Origin of the sequence: Wolbachia endosymbiont (group A) of Pherbina coryleti, from assembly GCF_964026875.1 — a bacterium.
Classification (GTDB): domain Bacteria; phylum Pseudomonadota; class Alphaproteobacteria; order Rickettsiales; family Anaplasmataceae; genus Wolbachia; species Wolbachia pipientis.
In genome coordinates this window covers 1,390,890-1,410,204 of sequence record NZ_OZ034706.1, presented here as the reverse complement: position 1 = coordinate 1,410,204, position 19,315 = coordinate 1,390,890, and the positions used below count along the sequence as shown (strand labels likewise).

The 19,315-nt window shown below is 34.7% G+C and carries 19 protein-coding genes and 1 pseudogene; 10 read left to right on the top strand and 10 right to left on the bottom strand.

From position 1 onward, the window contains the following. Position 1: 1 nt before the first annotated feature. The 5 genes from AAGD87_RS07065 to AAGD87_RS07045 form a co-directional block, all read right to left on the bottom strand. Positions 2 to 1,825, bottom strand: a complete 1,824-nt coding sequence (locus AAGD87_RS07065; protein ID WP_341817391.1) for a phage terminase large subunit family protein — start codon at positions 1,823 to 1,825, stop codon at positions 2 to 4. Then, entirely contained in the window at positions 1,822 to 3,297 is a 1,476-nt protein-coding gene (locus AAGD87_RS07060) for an ankyrin repeat domain-containing protein (protein ID WP_208571634.1), read from the bottom strand. Before AAGD87_RS07060 ends, AAGD87_RS07065 begins: the two co-directional genes overlap by 4 nt. Positions 3,298 to 3,316: 19 nt before the next feature. After that, positions 3,317 to 3,787: a hypothetical protein gene (locus AAGD87_RS07055; RefSeq protein ID WP_077188251.1), complete on the bottom strand. Its 471-nt coding sequence runs from the start codon at positions 3,785 to 3,787 to the stop codon at positions 3,317 to 3,319. Positions 3,788 to 3,919: 132 nt separating this feature from the next. Further along, complete coding sequence (locus tag AAGD87_RS07050) at positions 3,920 to 4,381, bottom strand: Holliday junction resolvase (RefSeq protein ID WP_341817551.1); 462 nt, start codon at positions 4,379 to 4,381, stop codon at positions 3,920 to 3,922. Between the two features lie 664 nt (positions 4,382 to 5,045). Beyond that, complete coding sequence (locus tag AAGD87_RS07045) at positions 5,046 to 5,405, bottom strand: hypothetical protein (RefSeq protein WP_341817550.1); 360 nt, start codon at positions 5,403 to 5,405, stop codon at positions 5,046 to 5,048. A 413-nt stretch (positions 5,406 to 5,818) separates the two neighbouring features. Here AAGD87_RS07045 and AAGD87_RS07040 point away from each other — a divergent pair, with 413 nt between their 5' ends. The 5 genes from AAGD87_RS07040 (at position 5,819) to AAGD87_RS07020 (ending at position 10,932) form a co-directional block, all read left to right on the top strand. Then, entirely contained in the window at positions 5,819 to 6,310 is a 492-nt protein-coding gene (locus AAGD87_RS07040; protein WP_341817549.1) for a sigma-70 family RNA polymerase sigma factor, read from the top strand. 51 nt (positions 6,311 to 6,361) lie between these two features. Further along, positions 6,362 to 7,159 (top strand): ATP-binding protein, encoded by a 798-nt coding sequence (locus tag AAGD87_RS07035; protein ID WP_341817548.1) that lies wholly within the window; start codon positions 6,362 to 6,364, stop codon positions 7,157 to 7,159. Between the two features lie 23 nt (positions 7,160 to 7,182). After that, positions 7,183 to 7,671, top strand: coding sequence for a hypothetical protein (locus AAGD87_RS07030; protein WP_006012339.1), 489 nt, complete (start codon positions 7,183 to 7,185; stop codon positions 7,669 to 7,671). A 179-nt stretch (positions 7,672 to 7,850) separates the two neighbouring features. Beyond that, positions 7,851 to 8,894: an AAA family ATPase gene (locus tag AAGD87_RS07025; RefSeq protein ID WP_341817547.1), complete on the top strand. Its 1,044-nt coding sequence runs from the start codon at positions 7,851 to 7,853 to the stop codon at positions 8,892 to 8,894. 22 nt (positions 8,895 to 8,916) lie between these two features. Then, complete coding sequence (locus AAGD87_RS07020; RefSeq protein WP_341817546.1) at positions 8,917 to 10,932, top strand: AAA family ATPase; 2,016 nt, start codon at positions 8,917 to 8,919, stop codon at positions 10,930 to 10,932. A gap of 12 nt (positions 10,933 to 10,944) precedes the next feature. Here the strand turns inward: AAGD87_RS07020 and AAGD87_RS07015 are convergent, their stop codons facing one another. After that, positions 10,945 to 11,298, bottom strand: coding sequence for a hypothetical protein (locus AAGD87_RS07015; protein WP_341817545.1), 354 nt, complete (start codon positions 11,296 to 11,298; stop codon positions 10,945 to 10,947). Positions 11,299 to 11,340: 42 nt separating this feature from the next. Here AAGD87_RS07015 and AAGD87_RS07010 point away from each other — a divergent pair, with 42 nt between their 5' ends. Beyond that, entirely contained in the window at positions 11,341 to 11,541 is a 201-nt protein-coding gene (locus tag AAGD87_RS07010) for a hypothetical protein (RefSeq protein WP_341817544.1), read from the top strand. 582 nt (positions 11,542 to 12,123) lie between these two features. Here AAGD87_RS07010 and AAGD87_RS07005 read toward each other — a convergent pair. Beyond that, a complete protein-coding gene (locus tag AAGD87_RS07005) occupies positions 12,124 to 13,320 on the bottom strand; it encodes a hypothetical protein (RefSeq protein ID WP_341817543.1) in 1,197 nt (398 codons plus the stop codon). 312 nt (positions 13,321 to 13,632) lie between these two features. On the opposite strand from AAGD87_RS07005, the gene AAGD87_RS07000 reads away from it, so the two are divergent. The 4 genes and pseudogenes from AAGD87_RS07000 (at position 13,633) to lepB (ending at position 16,713) form a co-directional block, all read left to right on the top strand. Then, positions 13,633 to 14,724: a recombinase family protein gene (locus AAGD87_RS07000; protein WP_341817542.1), complete on the top strand. Its 1,092-nt coding sequence runs from the start codon at positions 13,633 to 13,635 to the stop codon at positions 14,722 to 14,724. A gap of 64 nt (positions 14,725 to 14,788) precedes the next feature. Further along, positions 14,789 to 14,920, top strand: a pseudogene (locus tag AAGD87_RS06995) (hypothetical protein); the annotation flags it as partial. A 66-nt stretch (positions 14,921 to 14,986) separates the two neighbouring features. Continuing rightward, the gene (locus AAGD87_RS06990) at positions 14,987 to 15,478 is read left to right on the top strand and encodes a hypothetical protein (RefSeq protein WP_341817541.1); all 492 of its coding nucleotides are present in this window, start codon (positions 14,987 to 14,989) and stop codon (positions 15,476 to 15,478) included. A 488-nt stretch (positions 15,479 to 15,966) separates the two neighbouring features. Then, positions 15,967 to 16,713, top strand: coding sequence for a signal peptidase I (lepB, locus tag AAGD87_RS06985; RefSeq protein WP_010962911.1), 747 nt, complete (start codon positions 15,967 to 15,969; stop codon positions 16,711 to 16,713). A 7-nt stretch (positions 16,714 to 16,720) separates the two neighbouring features. Here the strand turns inward: lepB and hscA are convergent, their stop codons facing one another. From hscA to AAGD87_RS06970, 3 genes are read right to left on the bottom strand one after another with little or no spacing between them, the layout of a single operon-like run. Continuing rightward, the gene (gene hscA, locus AAGD87_RS06980; RefSeq protein WP_265024067.1) at positions 16,721 to 18,469 is read right to left on the bottom strand and encodes a Fe-S protein assembly chaperone HscA; all 1,749 of its coding nucleotides are present in this window, start codon (positions 18,467 to 18,469) and stop codon (positions 16,721 to 16,723) included. Further along, on the bottom strand, positions 18,447 to 18,905 hold the full coding sequence (locus tag AAGD87_RS06975) for an iron-sulfur cluster co-chaperone HscB C-terminal domain-containing protein (protein WP_182309602.1): 459 nt from the start codon (positions 18,903 to 18,905) through the stop codon (positions 18,447 to 18,449). The genes hscA and AAGD87_RS06975 overlap by 23 nt, the downstream gene beginning before the upstream one ends. Continuing rightward, positions 18,898 to 19,311: a HesB/IscA family protein gene (locus AAGD87_RS06970; protein ID WP_182309603.1), complete on the bottom strand. Its 414-nt coding sequence runs from the start codon at positions 19,309 to 19,311 to the stop codon at positions 18,898 to 18,900. The genes AAGD87_RS06975 and AAGD87_RS06970 overlap by 8 nt, the downstream gene beginning before the upstream one ends. Between the last annotated feature and the right edge of the window lie 4 nt (positions 19,312 to 19,315).

The following is a 19,315-nucleotide window of genomic DNA, read 5'->3' as shown; positions in this document are numbered from 1 at the left end:
ATTACTTGCTGATCCATTTGCTTTTGACTATTTTCTTTGATTTTTTACTTTCCGGTTTTTCACTTAAACTATTCCATTTACTCTCTGGCCATCTGTCTATTCCCAGTGCTATCGATGCTGCTCTTGCATAAATTCGGCAATCTAGTACTTCATTTCTTTCTCTTACCTTTTGCCACTCTTGTTTGGTATATCCTTTTACTACTTTGCTGACTAATTGCTCTGCCGTTAGCTGCTTAAAATATTCAGGTGCATACTCCGGAAAATGACAATATCCTGGCGGTGTTTCTTCACCTTCTTTTAAAATATTAAGTAATTGAAAAAGCTCTGACTTTAATATCGATACTCCGACTGGCCATAGCTTTATTCCTCTTTTCAGCTTTTGCCCTCCAACTGTTATATCTACTCTACTTGGGCTGCTCAGCGGCACTAGTGCTTTATTTACACCTTTCACTGCCATTACTCTTCCAGATCCTTGATGACCTCTTACCCAGTTGTATACTTCTTGCGTTGCATACCCTGCATCAACCGCCATCATACTTATCATGTATTCAAGCCCATTTTCACCGATAAAATGATGATTGAGGAGCTCCGAAAGTTTTCCCCATACTTCTCCACTTCCAGTATCTCCTTCAAATACTCGGTAGTCTATTGACCAACTTTCACGACTTTTTCCCCATGCTACAACTTCTACTTCCAAACGATCTTTTTGGACATCTACTCCTGCAGTAAGTACCACTTCTCTCCTAGGTACTGTGCCTACGGGAAAAAATTCTCTCCTGTTAAATAATTGCTTCCAGTCTGGTACTTCTCCTTTATCTACCCAAGTTTCTCCTAAAGTGGTATTTATCCAAACTTTCAGTAATTGTTCACTTTCTTTTGCATGGAGAAAATCCTCTACTGCTTGTTGCCAACTATACCAGCCAACTGGACTATAAAGACTTGAAAGATGAAATCCTTTTTTCTCACCTTTTACTCTATTAGTAGGTCTCCATTCTCCACGTTCAAGCATCTCTGTCTTTTGATGATTTTCTATTTTGCCGCTACATTCAGTGCAGACATAATGTGCTGTATTTGGATTTTTATCTTCCCATTTTATTTGTGACCACTTTAGAACTTGATAGTAATTACAATGCGGACATGGTACAAAAAAATATCTCTTATCTGTTGCTTCAAATTCTTTCTCAATTCTGCTTATTCCATGAATCGTTGGTGTTGATACTAAAAAAATCTTTCGCCGTGCAAAAGTGTTAGTTCGAGCAATACTGAGCAGCACTGGATCTCCTTCACCACCTGAATCTCCTGGATAGGCATCTATTTCATCAAGAAAGAGATATTTTACTGGCATAGAACGAAGTCCTACACTGCTATTTGCTCCAGTTATTACTACTATTCCACCTGGAAACTCCTTACTTTGTACAGTATTGCCTGAATCTCTTGATCTTGGGTCTTTTACTTTACTTTTTAAACATGGCGTACTCTCTATTAACGGTGCAAATCTTCCTTTTGACCAACGTTTTCCCATTTCAACTGTTGGCTGTACTACCAGCATTGGACCAGGAGTCTGATCTATGATGTAGCCAATCCAATTGTTACCAGCTTCTGTTCCCCCAATCTGCGCTCCTTTCATGAATACTACTTTTTCTGTTGGTGAGGACGGAGAAAGTGAATCCATGATTTCTTTTAAATAAGGAGTTCTTTCCGTTCTCCATTTACCTGGCTCTGATGCTGCAGTTGGGGATAGAACTCGATACTCATTCGCCCACTCTGATACTTTAAGCTGGGGATCTGGTCTTAAACCTTCAGAAAAAGCTCTAGCGTATATCATTGTCTGCATCTACTCATAATTGGTTCTATTTCAACATCATTAACAGTAGAACTACACTCTTCCAGTTCCATAAACATCTTTTTCTGAAACTCTTTTTCTATATATCTTTTGCTCATCTCACTTATCATTATTGCTATAACAAGCGCAAATACCCCTGTTATTGTTGCAAAAATGATTGCACTGCTTATTGCTGTTACCGTTAAACCTATATATGCTGCCATTGCTACTGCGCTAACTGTAATACAGATGCAGATAATATTATTATGTTTTTTCATCCTTTTATCTGCTATTTCTCTCTGTGCTATATATTTATTATGAAGGGTTGGAAAATTAACAACGGTATCTCTGCAGAGTAACGCTCCATTTTTTTCATTGAATAAAACTTTAAGTAATTCTAAATTATTTGACTTGATTGCTAAGTGCAAAACAGGTGTATAGTTTGCTCCTTTTTTCAGCAATAACTTTACCACATGTAAATGACCTTTTTCTGCAGCAAGGTAAATCGGTGATAGACCTTTATTATTTGAAATATCAATATCAATTTCTTCTTTTAAAATAGACTCTACAACTCCTTTTTGTGCAGCTAAATGGAGTAGACTGTTCTTTTCAGGACCATACTTATTGTTCATCAAGATCTTCTTTATCTCAGGTTTAGCGTAATCAAATGGTGTCTTGCCGCTATCGTCTTTTACCAGAGGATCTATATCTTCTCGCGTTAGTAAGACCTCTATTGTTTTAAGTCTTTCAGCGTAATGTAGAGGTGTTTTATTTTCGTAGTCTTGTAGATTCACTTGAGCATTAGGCTCCTTTATTAAGCATTTGAGGATATCAAGACATAAGTCTCTTTCATCGTAATTAGTATTACTTACAGCTATATGAATAGGTGATAATTTCATCGAGTTTTGTCCTACACGTGCGCTATTTACATCTGCTCCTAGCTCCAGTAATAACTTTACTATCTCCAATTTTTTGTTGTTAACTGCATAGTGCATCGGTGTCTGATTTCGTGCATCAAAAACCTCGATTTCAGCATTTCCTTCTCTTATCAAAATCTTTACAACTTCTGCATGTCCTATGCCTGCTGCTAGATGTAATGGAGTATGGTGCAAAGCATTTTGTACATTAACGTCAATACCTTTTCCTATCAAATATCTAACTGCATTAACTTCACCTATCATTGCAGCTAAATGAAGTAAGCTATCTTGTTCTGACCCGTACTTGTTATTAATTAGCGCTTGTAATATTTCTGCTTTTTTCCCTTCTTTGGCGTAATCAAGAGATGTTTTACCTTCATTATCTTCCACAAAAGGATTAATATTCTTCTTCGTGAGTAACAAATCCACCATGCTTAATTCATCAAATTCTATAGCACAATGTAGTGGTGTCTTTCCATTTAATCCTCTAACATTAACATCTAATCCAGGTTGATTGATGAGACACTTTATTAACTCCAAACTTAAGTTATCAGCCATTTTATATTCAAAATCTTTTTTATATTTGAAATTTAGTATTAGATAATTCTTGTAATGAGTTTGTAATCTCTTCAGTTAGCGCCATATGAATCTTTTCAGTGTCACTCAGTGATGCAAGCAGCGCTGAAACTCTATTTGGAATATTAAGTAAATTATTACGGACAACCCTTGCTACATTAAATGCTTCATTTTTTACTTCTTCGATTGACACAAATTTGCCTACTTCAGCTTTCACTCTAGCTTCCAAAAGTTTACCACGCTCCGTTTCATTTTTTATTCGCGTTTTTAGCAACATCGTGGAAAGCTTTTCTCCGCTCTCCTTTCTTCTCAGCGGCTGGCTTGGATCTCTTATTGCTGCCACCGCTTCATTTGCTTGTTCTCGGTCAATGAGCCCATCTTTGAGTTCAACAATTCCTTTCTTTACCAAAGAACAGACATATTGCCTCGAAAACCCTTTTTCCCTTGCCCACTCTGCTTGCGTAATTCTCACCTTTTTTTCTCCTTTTTAGCACTGCTCAGCTATAATTTCGTAAGTAGTTAACATTTGAAATATGTCTAACGCTAAAGAAGGCCTGAGGTCAGGACCACCAAGTCCTCCATTCTGGCCAAAAGGACCCACTTTTTATGATATTTTTAATGCATTAAAATCTTTACTAAAATTCATAACATAGAACATTAATGCTAAAGAATCTGCTTCATTATCATCTGTTGGACAAAAACCCTTTTCCTGCACTGCTTCAATTACATCAGCTTTACTTGCATTGCCCTTGCCAGTTATAAAACGTTTAATAGTCTTAACCGAAACACCTTGATAGGGAATATTACTTTCTTCACACCAAGCAGAAAGGTGTGCTAAAAACCCTCCATAGATATGTGCACCCAAGTGTCTTCTCACTTCTTCAAAGTATACAACTTCAATGCCTGGAAATTTATACTTAAGTGAATTAAGCCAATTACGAAAATTTAAAAACTGCATTCCACCACCACTAAACCTGCTAACATGAAAACTCTTACTTCCACTTTGCACTATTCCATCATTTAAAATAGTCCAGCCGGTTTGTTTGCCAAGATCTAGGGTGAGCATTTCCTTTCAATTGCCGAGTACATATATATACAAGATTTGAAAAAATTACGTCCAAAAAATCTTTAATTTTCGAAATTTAACAACTAACATAAAAACTCTTTTACAGCCAGTTTGTTTACCAAGCCTTTCAATTGTTGTGTACATATATATACAAGATTTGAAAAATTTTCGTCCAAAAAATCTTCAAATTTTTAGGAATTTTTTTTATAATTCTTGAATTTGAAGACCTTTCAAACGGGTTTCTCTACTTTTAGAGGTTTTTATTATTCTACTCTTATATTTTATATGTTTTTATATATGTGTATATTTTTATATATGTATTATATATATATATTATATATAAGGGTTTCAGGAAGCTAGAATCCTCCATATTGGCGGACTTCAGATATGCCGTTCCTAGGAACGGTTTTAGGAACGCATGGTGAAAACCTGCCATACAGGCTAATTCTAGATTCCTGCTTCCTAATTCCTGATTTAGGAAGCCAGTAATTAGGAACGGAACTTACAGTTGTAGAAGCACATTTTTTAGTTATCTTTCTCTTAAAAATTTAAGCGATTTTTTTAACAATGAAATTCATATTTTTTAGTTCTCAGAACATGTCTTAAAAAGAAATCAAAACATGTTCTAAAGCATGCAAATAAAATGTAGGCCTTTATATAGTTATTATCGAGAGGACTGATGCTTCATTAATTGAGAAGCAACATCCACATTTTCAAGAAAAGGGTTAACTTTCTTATTCACTTCTTTTGAATCCTCGATGTCTTTTTCACTATTTTTACTGCGCAAATGTACCCATCCTGCAATAATTGCACAAAGCACAAATGCTCCTACTAGAACAAGAGGAATTATATTGTCAGTTATGTCTACATCTATGTTCTTTTGACTAAGATTAGGCATTTCTGTTATAATGTCATAATCAGGTGGCGTTATTTCCTTATTAGGGCTCTCTGTGTCTTCAAAAACTCCGTAGCCAGGTCCTCTTCCTGATCCTTCAAATTCATTAATTTGTAATTTTTCTATCATTTTACACCTCTAAAATTGACTAATGTACATGCTACTCAGAGTATATTCTATAAATAGCAAAGTAAATGTTTTTGTCTACACATTTTACTAAAATTTCTGTGCAAATATTACTTAGCCTAATTAATATAACTACTTATATATTTACTAAATTAAGTGCTTTTAAAACAAGTTCTTACTCTGTTTAGGTGATCTTAAATTCTAAAGTGTGAGAGCTTGAACTAAACTTCTCAAAATAGGTTCCAAAAACCTGAACTGTATTATTTTAAATTGCATCAGTATTATTCTAAAAAAAAAATAACAGAATATCAATAGATTAAAAATCGCATCAGTATTATTTATTTTTGCTCCTGTCCTACATAACGGCATTAATAACTCTCATCCTTAAAAGCATCAATTTGTTTTTAAGGAAAGTTATGAAATTACAAAACTACCATATAGTTATTAAAAATGTAAAATATCAAGCTTATAGACTGAAACTTGCTAAGTGCTTTATTGATGAGAGTCATGAAGACCTTGAACAAGAACTCTTCTGCGAAATTTGGCCATGTCTTGATCAGTATGATGAAGATAAAAGTAGCTTTAATACCTTTGTAGCAAGATTAACTGAAAATAAAGCTATTAACCTGTTAAAGAAACAGCAATGTGCAAAACGTGATATCAATAACTACATTAGTATCGATGTAACAGAGCTACTTGAGGATAAAATAACAAAACGCATTGATGTAGACTGCATGATCTCGATTTTACCAGAAAAATGGCAAAATATATGTGAGCAACTCAAATTTTTTAATTTACATGAAGTTGCCAAAATGAACAACGTTTCAAGAACTACTTTAAACAATATTATCAAGAAGATACGTGCCAAACTTTCTCCTATTTACTACGAAGGCAAAAAGAAAAATTGAACAAAATTTTTGCCTTTCTTGTATATATATACATCGTAGCATGGATAAATAATGGTTCTTAAAATTTTGAATAATAATGAAAGATTGCAAACAATATCAACTGTAAAAATGGTCATCTTTGGTCCTTATGGTATTGGTAAAACAAGTCTCCTAAAGACCATAGATGAACCAACACTTTGCCTTGATTTTGAAGCAGGACTTCTTGCTGTTCAAGATTGGCAAGGAGATTCAATTAGTCTTCGCACTTGGAATGAAGCTAGAGATATTGCTTGTCTTATAGGGGGGCCTAATCCTGCGCTGAAGTCTGATCAAGCATATAGCCAAAGACACCATGAACATTTATCTGGTAAGTACAAAGATCTTTTCTCTGAGTTTTCTAAATACCAATGCATCTTTGTAGATAGTATAACCGTTGCTTCACGTTTATGTCTATTATGGGCAAAAATGCAACCTGAAGCTTTTTCTGAGAGATCGGGAAAGCAGGATATGAGAGCTGCGTATGGATTACTTGCTCAAGAAATGATGGCTTGGCTCAATCAATTTCAACACATCAGAGACAAAGACATCATCATAGTTGGCACTTTAGGTCAATATCTCGATGACTTCAATCGTCCAATTTGGCTACCTCAATGCGAAGGAACTAAAACTGCTAGTGAAATTCCTGGGATAGTTGACGAAGTAATCAGTATGGTTGGAATCAAGAAAGATGATGGAACGGAGAAACGCTCTTTTGTTTGCCACACTTTAAACCCTTGGGGATACCCAGCTAAAGACCGCAGTGGACGCCTGAGTATGGTTGAAGAACCGCATTTAGGCAAGCTGCTTACAAAGATTAAAAGCAAGTTTTAAAATTTAAACATGGAGAGTGATATATGTTACAAAACCTATTAACTGATTTTAACACTGTAAAACCGCAAAGTAGATTGATACCAAAAGGTACAATAGTAAAGGTAAAAATGACAATCAAGCCTGGAGGTTATGAGCATTGGTTTACTAAAAGCCCCACTACCGGTAGCATTTATTTAAATACAGAATTTACCGTTATTGAAGGTCTATATGAAAAGCACAAGATTTACCAAATAATTGGTATTAAAAGTAATAAAGCAGAAGATACTTGGGGAGAAATGGGTCGCTCTATGCTTCGCAGTATCTTGGAATCAGCACGTGACATTCATCCACATGATAACTCAGAAGGTGCAATCCTTGCTCGTAAGCTAAATTCAGTTGCAGAATTAAATGGGTTAGAGTTTACAGTAAAGGTAGGTGTTATAACTGATGAATATGGAGAAAAGAACAAAATTGCTTCAATAGTTACTCCGGAATACCGTAAAAATTATGAAATTGACAGAGTACCATTTTGAAGTACGACGAGGAAAAGCTTTGGTCTGCTGTCGTTACTAGAGGTATTCAGGACGCAGTAGGAAAAAACCCAAAGCTAAGAGAAGAAGCAATTCATTGGCTGAATTCAAAATCTTTTGAAACTGTTTGCGAGCTAGCTAATCTCAACTTTAAACGTATAAAAAATATGTATGGGAATTTTATGTCTAAAAAGCAAAAAGAGTTAAAGATGTTATTGATTGATAATATCAAGGAGTGTGTTTCTTACCTACTTCCAAATGGTGAGTTTTACCGAGATAAAACTTATATTGGAGACTTAAATGGAAATACAATTACAGTTAAAATAGTAGGTAAGGAAGCTGGTGATTGGCGTAATTTTACTGAAGGTACTAGCGGTGATATTATTGATCTTTGGGTTTTAATTAAAGGTGATATATATTCTGCTAGGAAATGGCTCAATAAAAAATCAAAGAGTGGAGAAAAAAAGGGGGGAAAAAGAGAAGAAAAAATATTTTCTGTAAAGCAGTACTTAAGTGATCAATCACCAATACCAGAAGACATAATAGCTCCACGAATTCTCACTCCAGGTGGTCTTTTAGTCATTGGTGGTACGCCAAAGGTTGGCAAAAGTTATTTTCTTCTCTCTTTGCTTGCACATCTTGCAGCAGGAGTGTCGTTTCTTAAGATGAAATCAGCAAGGCCACTAAAAATAATCTATCTGCAAAATGAGATGGAGTACAATTATATCAGGGAACGCATACAACAAATCATAACTAATCAAAGGCTGCCAAATCTAGCAGAGGAAAACTTGATTGTTACTACAAAGATGAGATTAACTTTAAATGATGAAGGTATAGAGAGAATAAAAGATATAATAGGAGAAAAATTTAAAACGATAGATCTTATCGTTTTGGATTCTCTTGACTATGAAAATATGTTTTCTGGCCTGCAAAGCAGAGTAGAAAAACTACGTTCTGTAATTAATCCTATGGCTGGAATCATTATTACACGTCATACCAGAAAAGTATCCACAGCTACACTCGCAAAAAGTCCTTTTCAAGCTTTAATTGGTGCTAATGCTTTAAGAAGTTTTTATACATCTGGTATGGTAATGTTTCAACCAAATAAACGTGCAAATGTCTTGCAAGTAGTATATGAGCTAAGAAACGGTAAATCAATACCAGCAAAATTCATTAGCAGAGTAAATGGGCGTTGGCAGAACTCTAAAGTTATAGCTACGGCTTAATTTATCCACAAAAACCGACACTATGCTAGAGCTAAAAACTCAGCTTTTGCAAAACATCAGATCTTGTCTTTTTCATCTTTTACCAAGAGGGACATTTCGTGGTGATAAGTTTTATGTAGGTGATGTACAGGGTAACAAGGGCAAAAGTACTGTAATAGAGTTAACAGGCGAAAGAGCCGGATTATGGAAAGATTTTGCAACTGGAGAAGGTGGTGACATTATTGATCTTTGGGCAACGGTACACGGGAAGAATGCGAGAATAGAGTTTCCTGAAGTAATGCTCTCAATAAGTGAATGGCTTGGAAAAACCAACTTCAAAGAACAGAGAAATTTAGAACAATACTTAACTTGTAGTTGGAACTACTACGATGAAAATAACCAATTGATTGTAATAGTCTACCGTTATGATCCTCCTTTAGAGAAAAAACAGTTTAAACCATTTGATGTTAAAAAACAAAGATTCAAAGAGCCAGAAATAAGGCCACTCTACAACATTCCAGGTATTTTAAAATCTGATAAGGTTGTTCTGGTTGAAGGAGAAAAATGCGCAGAAGCACTTATAGAGAAAGGAATAACTGCAACAACAGCAATGTTTGGAGCAAATGCGCCTATTGATAAAACAGATTGGACTCCGCTTAAGGGCAAGCATATTATTATTTGGCCAGACAACGATGAAGCAGGTAATAAATATACCAAAAACGCTGAAAAGAGACTTTTAGAACTTGGTGTTGCATCACTTGCTACGCTTAAGATTCCACCGAATAAACCAAAGAGTTGGGATGCTGCTGATTGTGTGTTAGAGGGAATAAATATTGAAGAATTTATCGAAAAAAACTCAAGAAAAATAATTATTAAACCACCACTTGATATTTTTAGCTGGAGCGTAGAGCGTTTTGTAGGCCCAGTACCAAAGCAAAGATTCTTGGTTGAAGGATTATTTCCTTTGGGTGTAACCTCCATTTTGGCTGCAATGGGAGATACAGGCAAAGGTATGCTACTTCTTGACCTAGCCCTCAAGGTTGCAGGTAGCATAGATCAGGTATGCGGATTTGGTCCACTTGTTACTGAACATGGATCTGTGGTGGTATTTTCTGCGGAGGATGATACAAATGAAATACATCGTCGCTTAGAACGACTTGATCCAAAATGCGAGAGATTGAAATATAAAGGTAGGCTATTTATTGTACCATTACCAAACATCGGAGGATCTCTTACCATACTTAAGAACGTTCGCGGTAAAGTTGTAGAAATCTCTCCAGAATTTGAGTCGGTAATGAAGCAGCTGAGCAGAATAAAGGATTTAAAGCTCATTATATTTGATCCCCTTGCTTCTTTCATTCATGCAGATTTAAATGCTGATCCAGCAGTAGGGGATTATCTCATGTGTTTGTTATCTGATTTAGCGTGCAGCACTGGGGCTTCAATCATTACTGCACATCATATGAGGAAATTAAAGGGAGAAAAACCTATATCAACCGTAGAGCAAGCACGAGATGCTATTCGAGGCACTTCTGCTCTCGTAAATGGAGTCAGGTGTTCTTTTGCTTTTTGGCCTGTTGAAGATATGACTAAACCAATGATTTTTAGGTCAATTGGAAAAATCCCAAGACAAAATGCACTATTTTATGGAGCTGTTGTTAAGGCAAATGGCCTGGCTGATCGTACCATACGCACTTACCTAAGAAATGAAGAAACAGGGCTATTAGAAGACATCACTGAACAATTAAAAGCTCAAAATACTAGTGATAAGGATCTTAAAATATATCTTATTGATTCAATTGCGCGAGCTGCTATTTCAGGACATCCATTTACTCACACAGGAAGTGCAGGAATACATAAACAACGACATAGACTGCCTGAAGTTTTTCATAGTATGGGAAGGGATAGACTAGAGCGTATAGTTCAAGAGCTTTTACAAGCAAAGCAAATAGTTAAAGGAATGGCTAATGGTTCAAAAGAAGATAAATGGCTTGATGTAAAAACAGGACCATTTGCACGTGGAGTTGGAAAATTTACTCATGGAGCTGAAAATTTTTAAAATCAGGAAATTCTATTTTTTTATAGTCAAAGTAAAAGGGTTAATCCGATAACCATGTGATGATCTTTGCCAACCAAGGGTTTGTATCACATCATCACGTTCAATACTTAATCCTAATCTCTCAGCAAGTGTAGTTTTGATTGTTCTTTGCATTTTATTTAATGGTTTTCTGATTTGATGTTCTAAATCTGCTTCTAAACTAAGTCCCAAGAGTTTTTCTAACTGATTAATATTGAGAAGTGTATGTTTTTCAGGTGGTAATTCTTTTTCACAGTCATGTAAAAATTGCTTGAACAATATTCGAAAAATATTAAGACATGACACAGCTTTTTTATTTATAACTTCAACGCTATTAACATATACCATACCTTTATAGCTCTTTTTACAATAATCCGAACAGACCGTAATATGCTACTGGCCTGCTATAGCCATAAACACATATCTTATCGCATTCGGACTATTATAAGAAAGGCTATAACTACCTGTAACTCCAAAAGCTTTGTTGGTATAATTGGTTCAACACGTTTAAGCGAAATATATGAAGCTGGTAAAACTTGCAAAGAAGTATTTTCTACTACCTCTGGTACTCCTCTTTTAGCTGCTTCTTGAAATATCTCAGTTAAAGTCTTAAGCTGACAAAAAAGTTCTACCATTCGCACTACATATAGGCTCAATAATAGATTCGGTATATCTTTTTTTAGAGTAATGAGAACTGTTGGATGGACTCTAAGTTTATCTATAGTTAGAAATATTGCATCAGTACAAAAATCAAGGATTATTAGATTTACAGTACGACCTTGATTACAAACATAATAAACTCCTTTTTCCACTTTTTCCCACATAAGTCTTGAATCATTCAACTTTATTTCAAACCATTCTATGATTCTCTCTATATTTAAGTATATGGATAAGAGATGAAATCTCTGTTTTTGATAAGTATTAGGTAAAATATGACGAGAACAGTTTTCACAAATAGCATCATCACATGCTTCATCAAAGTCTGAATCGATGAAAATCTCATTGCTACAACTTGGATCAATTACATTTGGCCAATCAAGATGATCTTTTTCACGAGAGCAAACAATATAGTACCTTTTTTGCATTTTTATCAATCCAAGATCAAATAAGTATCTTGCTGCTTTAATGTGATTTTGACTTGGATTGACCCAAGAACTATTTGAACTTAAAAGATCAGCAATTTGCTCGTGAAAGGATTTTAAGACCATAAGATTGTTCCATATGTTTCTTCAGGTCCTCTCTTTCTTTTTTATTGAGCGGATGCTCTGAATAATAAATTTCCCCACTTGCTTTGAAAGAAAATGTTACCTTTTTGTTTTGGAACATTACTTTAGCTGATTGAATAGATTGTAGTACGTTGCCAATAGATGGCTTCAAAATATGTAACTCTGGTGCAATAGGATCATATGGCTTTACGGTTAGAGTAAGATATGTATTGCTATTTTTAAAATAATCTGACTTAAAATTTAACTCAAATATACAAATATTAGGGTCAGAACCCTCTATACATGTTTGAAGAAACTTGTGCACTTGTAGTGGAAAGTTCTTATCTTGTATATTTACAAAAGTACATTCGCAGTTAAAATACCCACTTATAATGCTATTTGCTATTTCTACAGCTTTATTAGTATTTTTAGCACAGAGATTAACCTTTGTACCATCAAGCGAAAAATCTAAAATCATCCACTCAGGTTTATGGCCATGAACAACCTTGTTTGAATTAAGTAGTAAATCCATGTCACTTCCTCGCCTTATAAACATATATATTCGGTCTTGGTGATGAAAAAAACCCTGCAATTGGTTTTCAAACTTTAGTATCTGCTCTACGGCTTCTCGTGACATAAATTCCTTGAATGAAGTATTTATTTGTCTTGGTGATTTCTGTAGAGCAAACGATACGAAACCTTTCTTTTGCACTTTATCAAAGTGATAAACAGATTTTAAAAGTTTGCAATTTATGTGAAACAGTAAAAACAATAATGATCTTTTGTCATACTTAGTATTATTTTTTATCAGGTACGATCTCATTAACTTCTCAGTCAGAGCAAATCTTGCTACTTCACTAACTGTAGCCTCAAGTTTTGTACGATCAAAGTAGCTAATGAGAAAATAGTTGAAAAGAGAGTCAGAATAACTGGTAAGTATCTTACGTTTTTGCTGAGTGGATCTATCATCATAATCTCCGTCCTGAAAAAGTTGCCCATTCAAATGATTTTTAAAGCAATGCTGAAAAATGATGCTCAGTTGTTTACCAGAAAGGGAATCTAACCAAGATTGACGTATATTAGAATCCTGAAAACGATCTAATAAAAGGTTAACAGGAACTTCTAAATCGCTTTCCCAAAATTCATGGCTTGGATGAACATTCATATTACATAAAATAAGCTATATTATACATAATATGATAATTCAAGCAAAGATTTTTTGGACATAATTTTTTCAAATCTTGTATATTTAATTAGGGAGAATTTGTGTAAACTAGATAGCTTTCTTAAATAAGGTGTGCATTGGTTTAGTTTAATAGAAGTCTCCTAACCTATAAAAAATTTCACAGGAAGAAAAACATGCAAAAAGGGGAATTAACTATTAATTGCCGTTATGAACCTCATAGGTTGGCGGATACATATTTGGCAGATGCTTATGAACAATTATTGAAATATAAAATAAAGGAGGTGAAAGAAAATGACAACCGTAAGCTTGTATGCAAGAGTTTCATCAAGACAACAGGCACAGGAGAATACGATAGAGAGTCAGATTGTAGAATTGGAGCGTCGCATTAGTAGTGATGGACATGAATTGTTAGATGAGCATAGGTTCATCGATAATGGTTACAGTGGATCAAATTTAGAACGTCCTGGCTTAGAGAGTTTACGTGATAGAGTAGCAGAAGGTAAGATTGATAAGATATACATTCATTCACCTGATCGGCTATCACGTAAATTTTCATATCAAATGATCTTACTCGAAGAGTTTAAAAAGGCTGGATCTGAAATAGTATTTTTGAATCATAAGTTTGATGATAATCCTGATTCCCATTTATTTCTACAGATTCAGGGAGCAATAGCAGAGTATGAACGTGCAAAGATTATGGAACGAAACCGTAGAGGTAAACTTCATGCGGCCAAAGCTGGGTGTATAAGTGTGATGGGTAGGGCGCCTTACGGTTATCGCTACATAGCAAAACATGTAGGTGAAGGAAGTGCTCAATTTGAGGTTGATGAAGAAGAGGCAAATATAGTGCGTAAAATATTTAGTCGGGTTGGCCAAGAAAGAGCAAGTATAGGAGAAGTTGTAAATGAACTGAATAAGATACCGGTAATAACACGAACAGGAAAAAGGTATTGGAAAAGGAGCACTATTTGGAACATGTTAAAAAATCCTGCTTATATAGGACAAGCAGCTTATGGTAAAACTAGAACATGCTCAAAACCACAAGTAAAAAAATCAAAAAAAGGAACTTGTGGTAAACTTAAAAGTGGTCGCTTTAATAGTGATAAAGAGAACTGGACTTATATTCCAGTACCAAAAATAATCAATGAAAATTTATTTGATTCAGTGCAAACACAATTAGCTGAAAATAGACAAAGAGCAAGAGTACGACAAAGAAGAGAAACATATTTATTGCAAGGTTTAATGGTATGTCAACGTTGTCAATATATAGCTCTTTTTACAATAATCCGAACAGACCGTAATATGCTACTGGCCTGCTATAGCCATAAACACATATCTTATCGCATTCGGACTATTATAAGAAAGGCTATATGTGAACTATAGCTCTTTTTACAATAATCCGAACAGACCGTAATATGCTACTGGCCTGCTATAGCCATAAACACATATCTTATCGCATTCGGACTATTATAAGAAAGGCTATACTTATTGTGGTACAAACCACGTTCATAAAAAGTCGACATATTATTACTATCGTTGCTCTGGTACAAACTCTAGCAAATTCAATGGCAATAAAATCTGCGATAATAAATCAATACGCACTGATATATTAGATGGAGTTATATGGGAAGAAGTCAAGAGTATCTTGAAAGAGCCAGATAGGATTGCAAATGAATATCAACGTAGATTATCAGAGAACAAAAAACCTTTACATAATCAAACACGTGAAAAGCAAGAAAGTAAGTTAAGATTAAGTATCAAAAAATTTATTGATAGCTATGCTAAAGGGTTTATAAGCCAAGAAGAATTTGAACCAAGAATTACAACAATGAAACAGCATTTGAAAGAAATTGAGGAGGAAAAAGAAAAAGTACTTGATCAAAAGAAATTACAACAAGAATTGAGCCTTGTTACAGATAGCTTGAAAAACTTTTCCTCAAGTGTTGAATCAAAACTTGATCTGGTAGATTGGCAGACTAAGCAAAATATTATTAGAATGTTAATTCATCAAATTGAAATCAATCACAATCACTTGTATATAGTGTTTCGCATAAAAAGTCTTGCAAATTTTGATCAAAATAGGCATAATAGAATTATGCAATGTTGTACTAGCAGTCAACGGTCAATGAATACCTAAATTTGAGTAAAAGAAATTTCACTACCATTTACCAATCCGGCTAAAATTCAAGAATTTCAATGCTTTAGCTATTTTCAATAGAATTAAATTTATTAATATAAATAACAAATTACTATTCTTAAATTTGATCAGATTGATTGCAAAAAAACAAGATTTTCAATAGGTTGCTTATAATCCTAACTATAGTTAGCCTTTCATAAGTAGCGATGCAACAAAGCCATTCCAGTGTCAGCTACTTTCATAACACCATATTACCTTAACAAAAGCAAATGTTCGTACAGATGTGCATCAGCTACTTTCATCTGCCACCTGCAAATTGCAATGTTCGTACAGTTATGTGTCACGCTACTTGGATGACACCGTTGAAAGAAATGAACCGCCTTTTCAAAATCGTTTTGAATAGAGGAATAACATTCACAAGTAAAATTTCATATTACCATTTTTTAATTTATGTATTATAATAAGCTTAATCTATAAGAAAAACAAAGTTGGAAGAACTAAGCAAAAACTGGGTGATAAGAACGGGAAGATTTTTATCTTCATTGTTTTTTTTACTGTTGATTGCGCTGTCAATACGTAGTTTTTTATTCGAGCCATTTCATATACCTTCTGGTTCAATGAAAAGCACCCTACTTGAAGGGGATTACATTTTTACTAGTAAATATTCATACGGTTACAGTAAACACTCATTTCCATTTTCTCCAAACATTTTTAGCGGCAGGATTTTTTATACCCCTCCAAAGCGTGGCGACATAGTAGTTTTCAAACCCACAAGAAATGACAGCATCAGGTTTGTTAAGCGAGTAATAGGAACACCAGGTGACAAAGTGCAAATGATAGAGGGAGAATTATACCTAAATGATCAGAAAGTAGAGCGAAGGCAAATTGAAAGTTTTTTTGATTATGAGTCAAATCGTAACATACCAAGATATATAGAAACGCTTTTAAGTGGCAAGGAACATGAGATTTTGGTAGATGACATTTCTAATAAGCTATCATATAACACTCCGGTTTATTATGTACCTAACGATCAATTTTTCGTTATGGGAGACAATAGAAATAATTCTTTAGATAGTAGGTTTCCTGAAGTTGGTTTTGTACCAATGGAAAATATCATTGGGCGTGTAAGCATAGTTGGTTTATCATTTAAATTAGGAAAGGTCGATTGGTTACCATTTAATTTCAGGTTACCTGTTGCTTTGAGATTAAATAGGGTATTGCACAAGGTTGTGTAAGCTTTTTCTACCTATTTGTTAATTCACACAACTCTAAAGAAGAATTTTCTAACTCGGCGATAGTGTTGTTAATTTCATTCAAGTCATTGCCTTGTAAAGCGTTTTTTGCATTTTGTAATAGGTTTTTCAACTTTTGATCAGTGGAAAGGTTATTATTGTTTTCAACCAAGTGTATGAGTTTATTTCCATTAATTTTAGCACCTGCAAGGGAACGAGCCTTCATATCTTCGTCAAAACTGTTTATTGACTGGTTAACCATATTTTGAACATCAGCTTCACTCAAGCCAAAACTTGAATTTACTTTAACTGTCTGCTCAATTCCAGTAGTTTTTTCTCTTGCAGTAACAGTCAAGATTCCGTCAACGTTAACTGTAAATTCTATTTCAACTCTTGCAGAACCTGCAGGCAGTGGCGGTATACCTTTTAGTTCAAACTGCGCTAGAGATTTGTTATCCTCTATCATTTCACGTTCTCCCTGACAAACATGAATTTTCATTGCTGTTTGCCCATCAATATAAGTTGTAAACTCTTTTGTTTCTGAAACTGGCAGTGGCGTATTTCTTGGTATGATTTTTTCAACTATGCCTCCCATAGTTTCTATGCCAAGTGATAGAGGTAAAACATCCAGGAGAATATTCCTATCTTTTGAGCTCGAAGTTAAATCATGAGCCTGCAGAGCTGCCCCAATGGCAACTGCTTTATCTGGATCCACGTCATTTAGTACTTTATTTCCAAAGAGTTTGACTAGTGAATTTTGAACCAATGGTGTTCTAGTTGCACCACCAACTAAAATTACTCCTTTTATATCATCAATTTTAAGATCTATATCACTTATAGTACGAGTGACTATATTGATAGTCTTATTGACCAAAGAACTGATTGCCTGCTCGAATTCTTCTCTGGTAATTTCGCACTCAAATGGCTTGCCGTTAACATTAAATTCGAAGATACCTATAGTGTGATTGCTTAGGTACTCTTTCACAGAGCGTGATTCGATAAGTAAGGAATTTAGTTGCTTAGCCGTCTTTTCTCTATACTTATCAATCACAATTGAACTCAGCAAATGATCAAAATCATCACCGCCGAGGTTGGTGTCACCACCAACCGCAAGGACTTGAAACACTCCTTGGTGCAATTTCAATATCGAAATATCGAACGTTCCGCCACCAAGGTCATACACTGCATATATTCCACTGCTATTGTTCTTTTCAATGGAGTAAGAAAGCGCTGCAGCGGTTGGCTCGTTAACGAGGCGAAGAACTTCTATGCCAGCTAATTTTGCCGCATATTTAGTTGCGTTACGTGCTGAATCGTCAAAGTAAGCTGGCACAGTAATCACTGCTTTTTTTACTTCCAGCCCCTTAGACTTTTTTACCCTCTCACGTAAAGCTTTTAATATCTCAGCAGAAATCTCAACAGGAGTCAGATACTTTTCCTCTGCGCATTTTATTCTAATAACTTTTTCGCTTTCATGATCTATTTCAAAATTGACGCCTTCTTTATTTAATTCTTCAACACTTTTACCCATTAAACGCTTTATTGAGTAGATTGCATTTTGACCGACATCGTAGCCAGTTTTCAATGTATTATTTTCATATGAAAGAGCAGAAGGCAGCAGTTCTCTTCCTTGTTCATCTTTAAATATCTCCACGTTGCCAGCTTTATTCACCATAGCAATCAAAGAATTGGTGGTGCCAAGGTCTATACCAAAAACTACTTCATTTGAATTTGGTTCAGAAATTTGAATTGGTTGCATTTTTCTTCACCTCCTCAAATGACTTATATAAATATTTCAATCTTAAGACTTGTGTAGCAGCTCTATCAAAATTCTTTACAGCAAAAGTGTTAATTAGGTTTTTAACGCAATCTTTTATTTTTTCATCAATCATCCTGCTTGCAAATTGTAGATCGTCGCAGTCTAGTAAGTACTCTCTTATTTCCATTGATTCACTTAATATTTCAGAATTTAAGTGGTCCTTTTGGCTTTTCACATTAAAAAAATCCAGCAAATGCTCAGCACGTTTTAGCGGTGACTTTAGTATCTGATAAGCTCTGTTAATATTTTCCATGTTTTGGGACTGTCTTTCATTTATATCAGTCCTGCTTAGCTCAATATATTTTTTCTCTAACTCATCAAAGCTGATATTGAAAGCTGGTTCAATTTCAAACAATGCAAAATAGTTGCTAGACATGAAAACTCTCTCCACAACCACATTTTCCTTTCTCATTAGGATTTTTGAAAACAAAACCCGATGAAAATTTTTCTTCTACATAATCCATTTCAGAGCCAAGAATAAACATGACGGATTTTGGGTCGATCAACACTTTAACTTTTTGGCCATCACTACAGTTTTCTTCAATTACCGACTCTAAAGGACGAGTATCATATGCATATTCAATATCATATTTTAAACCAGAACATCCTTTTTGCTTAATTAGCACTCTTATTCCTATTGCTTCTTCCGGTTTCTCAAGGTTAGTATGCTTCTTTTGGTCCAATAAATACCTTATCCTTTCTACTGCTTCCGCAGTTATAGTGATAAGTTTTTTATTCTTTTTTACAGTTTCACCTCCGCCTACTTCTTGATATTCACTCATGCTT

What these genes read in the sequence shown, in the direction of transcription:
- AAGD87_RS07065 (WP_341817391.1), bottom strand. Translation starts at nt 1,825, where the DNA reads ATGATATACGCTAGAGCTTTTTCTGAAGGTTTAAGACCAGATCCCCAG.
- AAGD87_RS07060 (WP_208571634.1), bottom strand. Translation starts at nt 3,297, where the DNA reads ATGGCTGATAACTTAAGTTTGGAGTTAATAAAGTGTCTCATCAATCAA.
- AAGD87_RS07050 (WP_341817551.1), bottom strand. Translation starts at nt 4,381, where the DNA reads ATGCTCACCCTAGATCTTGGCAAACAAACCGGCTGGACTATTTTAAAT.
- AAGD87_RS07045 (WP_341817550.1), bottom strand. Translation starts at nt 5,405, where the DNA reads ATGATAGAAAAATTACAAATTAATGAATTTGAAGGATCAGGAAGAGGA.
- AAGD87_RS07040 (WP_341817549.1), top strand. Translation starts at nt 5,819, where the DNA reads ATGAAATTACAAAACTACCATATAGTTATTAAAAATGTAAAATATCAA.
- AAGD87_RS07035 (WP_341817548.1), top strand. Translation starts at nt 6,362, where the DNA reads ATGGTTCTTAAAATTTTGAATAATAATGAAAGATTGCAAACAATATCA.
- AAGD87_RS07030 (WP_006012339.1), top strand. Translation starts at nt 7,183, where the DNA reads ATGTTACAAAACCTATTAACTGATTTTAACACTGTAAAACCGCAAAGT.
- AAGD87_RS07025 (WP_341817547.1), top strand. Translation starts at nt 7,851, where the DNA reads ATGTCTAAAAAGCAAAAAGAGTTAAAGATGTTATTGATTGATAATATC.
- AAGD87_RS07020 (WP_341817546.1), top strand. Translation starts at nt 8,917, where the DNA reads ATGCTAGAGCTAAAAACTCAGCTTTTGCAAAACATCAGATCTTGTCTT.
- AAGD87_RS07015 (WP_341817545.1), bottom strand. Translation starts at nt 11,298, where the DNA reads ATGGTATATGTTAATAGCGTTGAAGTTATAAATAAAAAAGCTGTGTCA.
- AAGD87_RS07010 (WP_341817544.1), top strand. Translation starts at nt 11,341, where the DNA reads ATGCTACTGGCCTGCTATAGCCATAAACACATATCTTATCGCATTCGG.
- AAGD87_RS07005 (WP_341817543.1), bottom strand. Translation starts at nt 13,320, where the DNA reads ATGAATGTTCATCCAAGCCATGAATTTTGGGAAAGCGATTTAGAAGTT.
- AAGD87_RS07000 (WP_341817542.1), top strand. Translation starts at nt 13,633, where the DNA reads ATGACAACCGTAAGCTTGTATGCAAGAGTTTCATCAAGACAACAGGCA.
- hscA (WP_265024067.1), bottom strand. Translation starts at nt 18,469, where the DNA reads ATGCAACCAATTCAAATTTCTGAACCAAATTCAAATGAAGTAGTTTTT.
- AAGD87_RS06975 (WP_182309602.1), bottom strand. Translation starts at nt 18,905, where the DNA reads ATGTCTAGCAACTATTTTGCATTGTTTGAAATTGAACCAGCTTTCAAT.
- AAGD87_RS06970 (WP_182309603.1), bottom strand. Translation starts at nt 19,311, where the DNA reads ATGAGTGAATATCAAGAAGTAGGCGGAGGTGAAACTGTAAAAAAGAAT.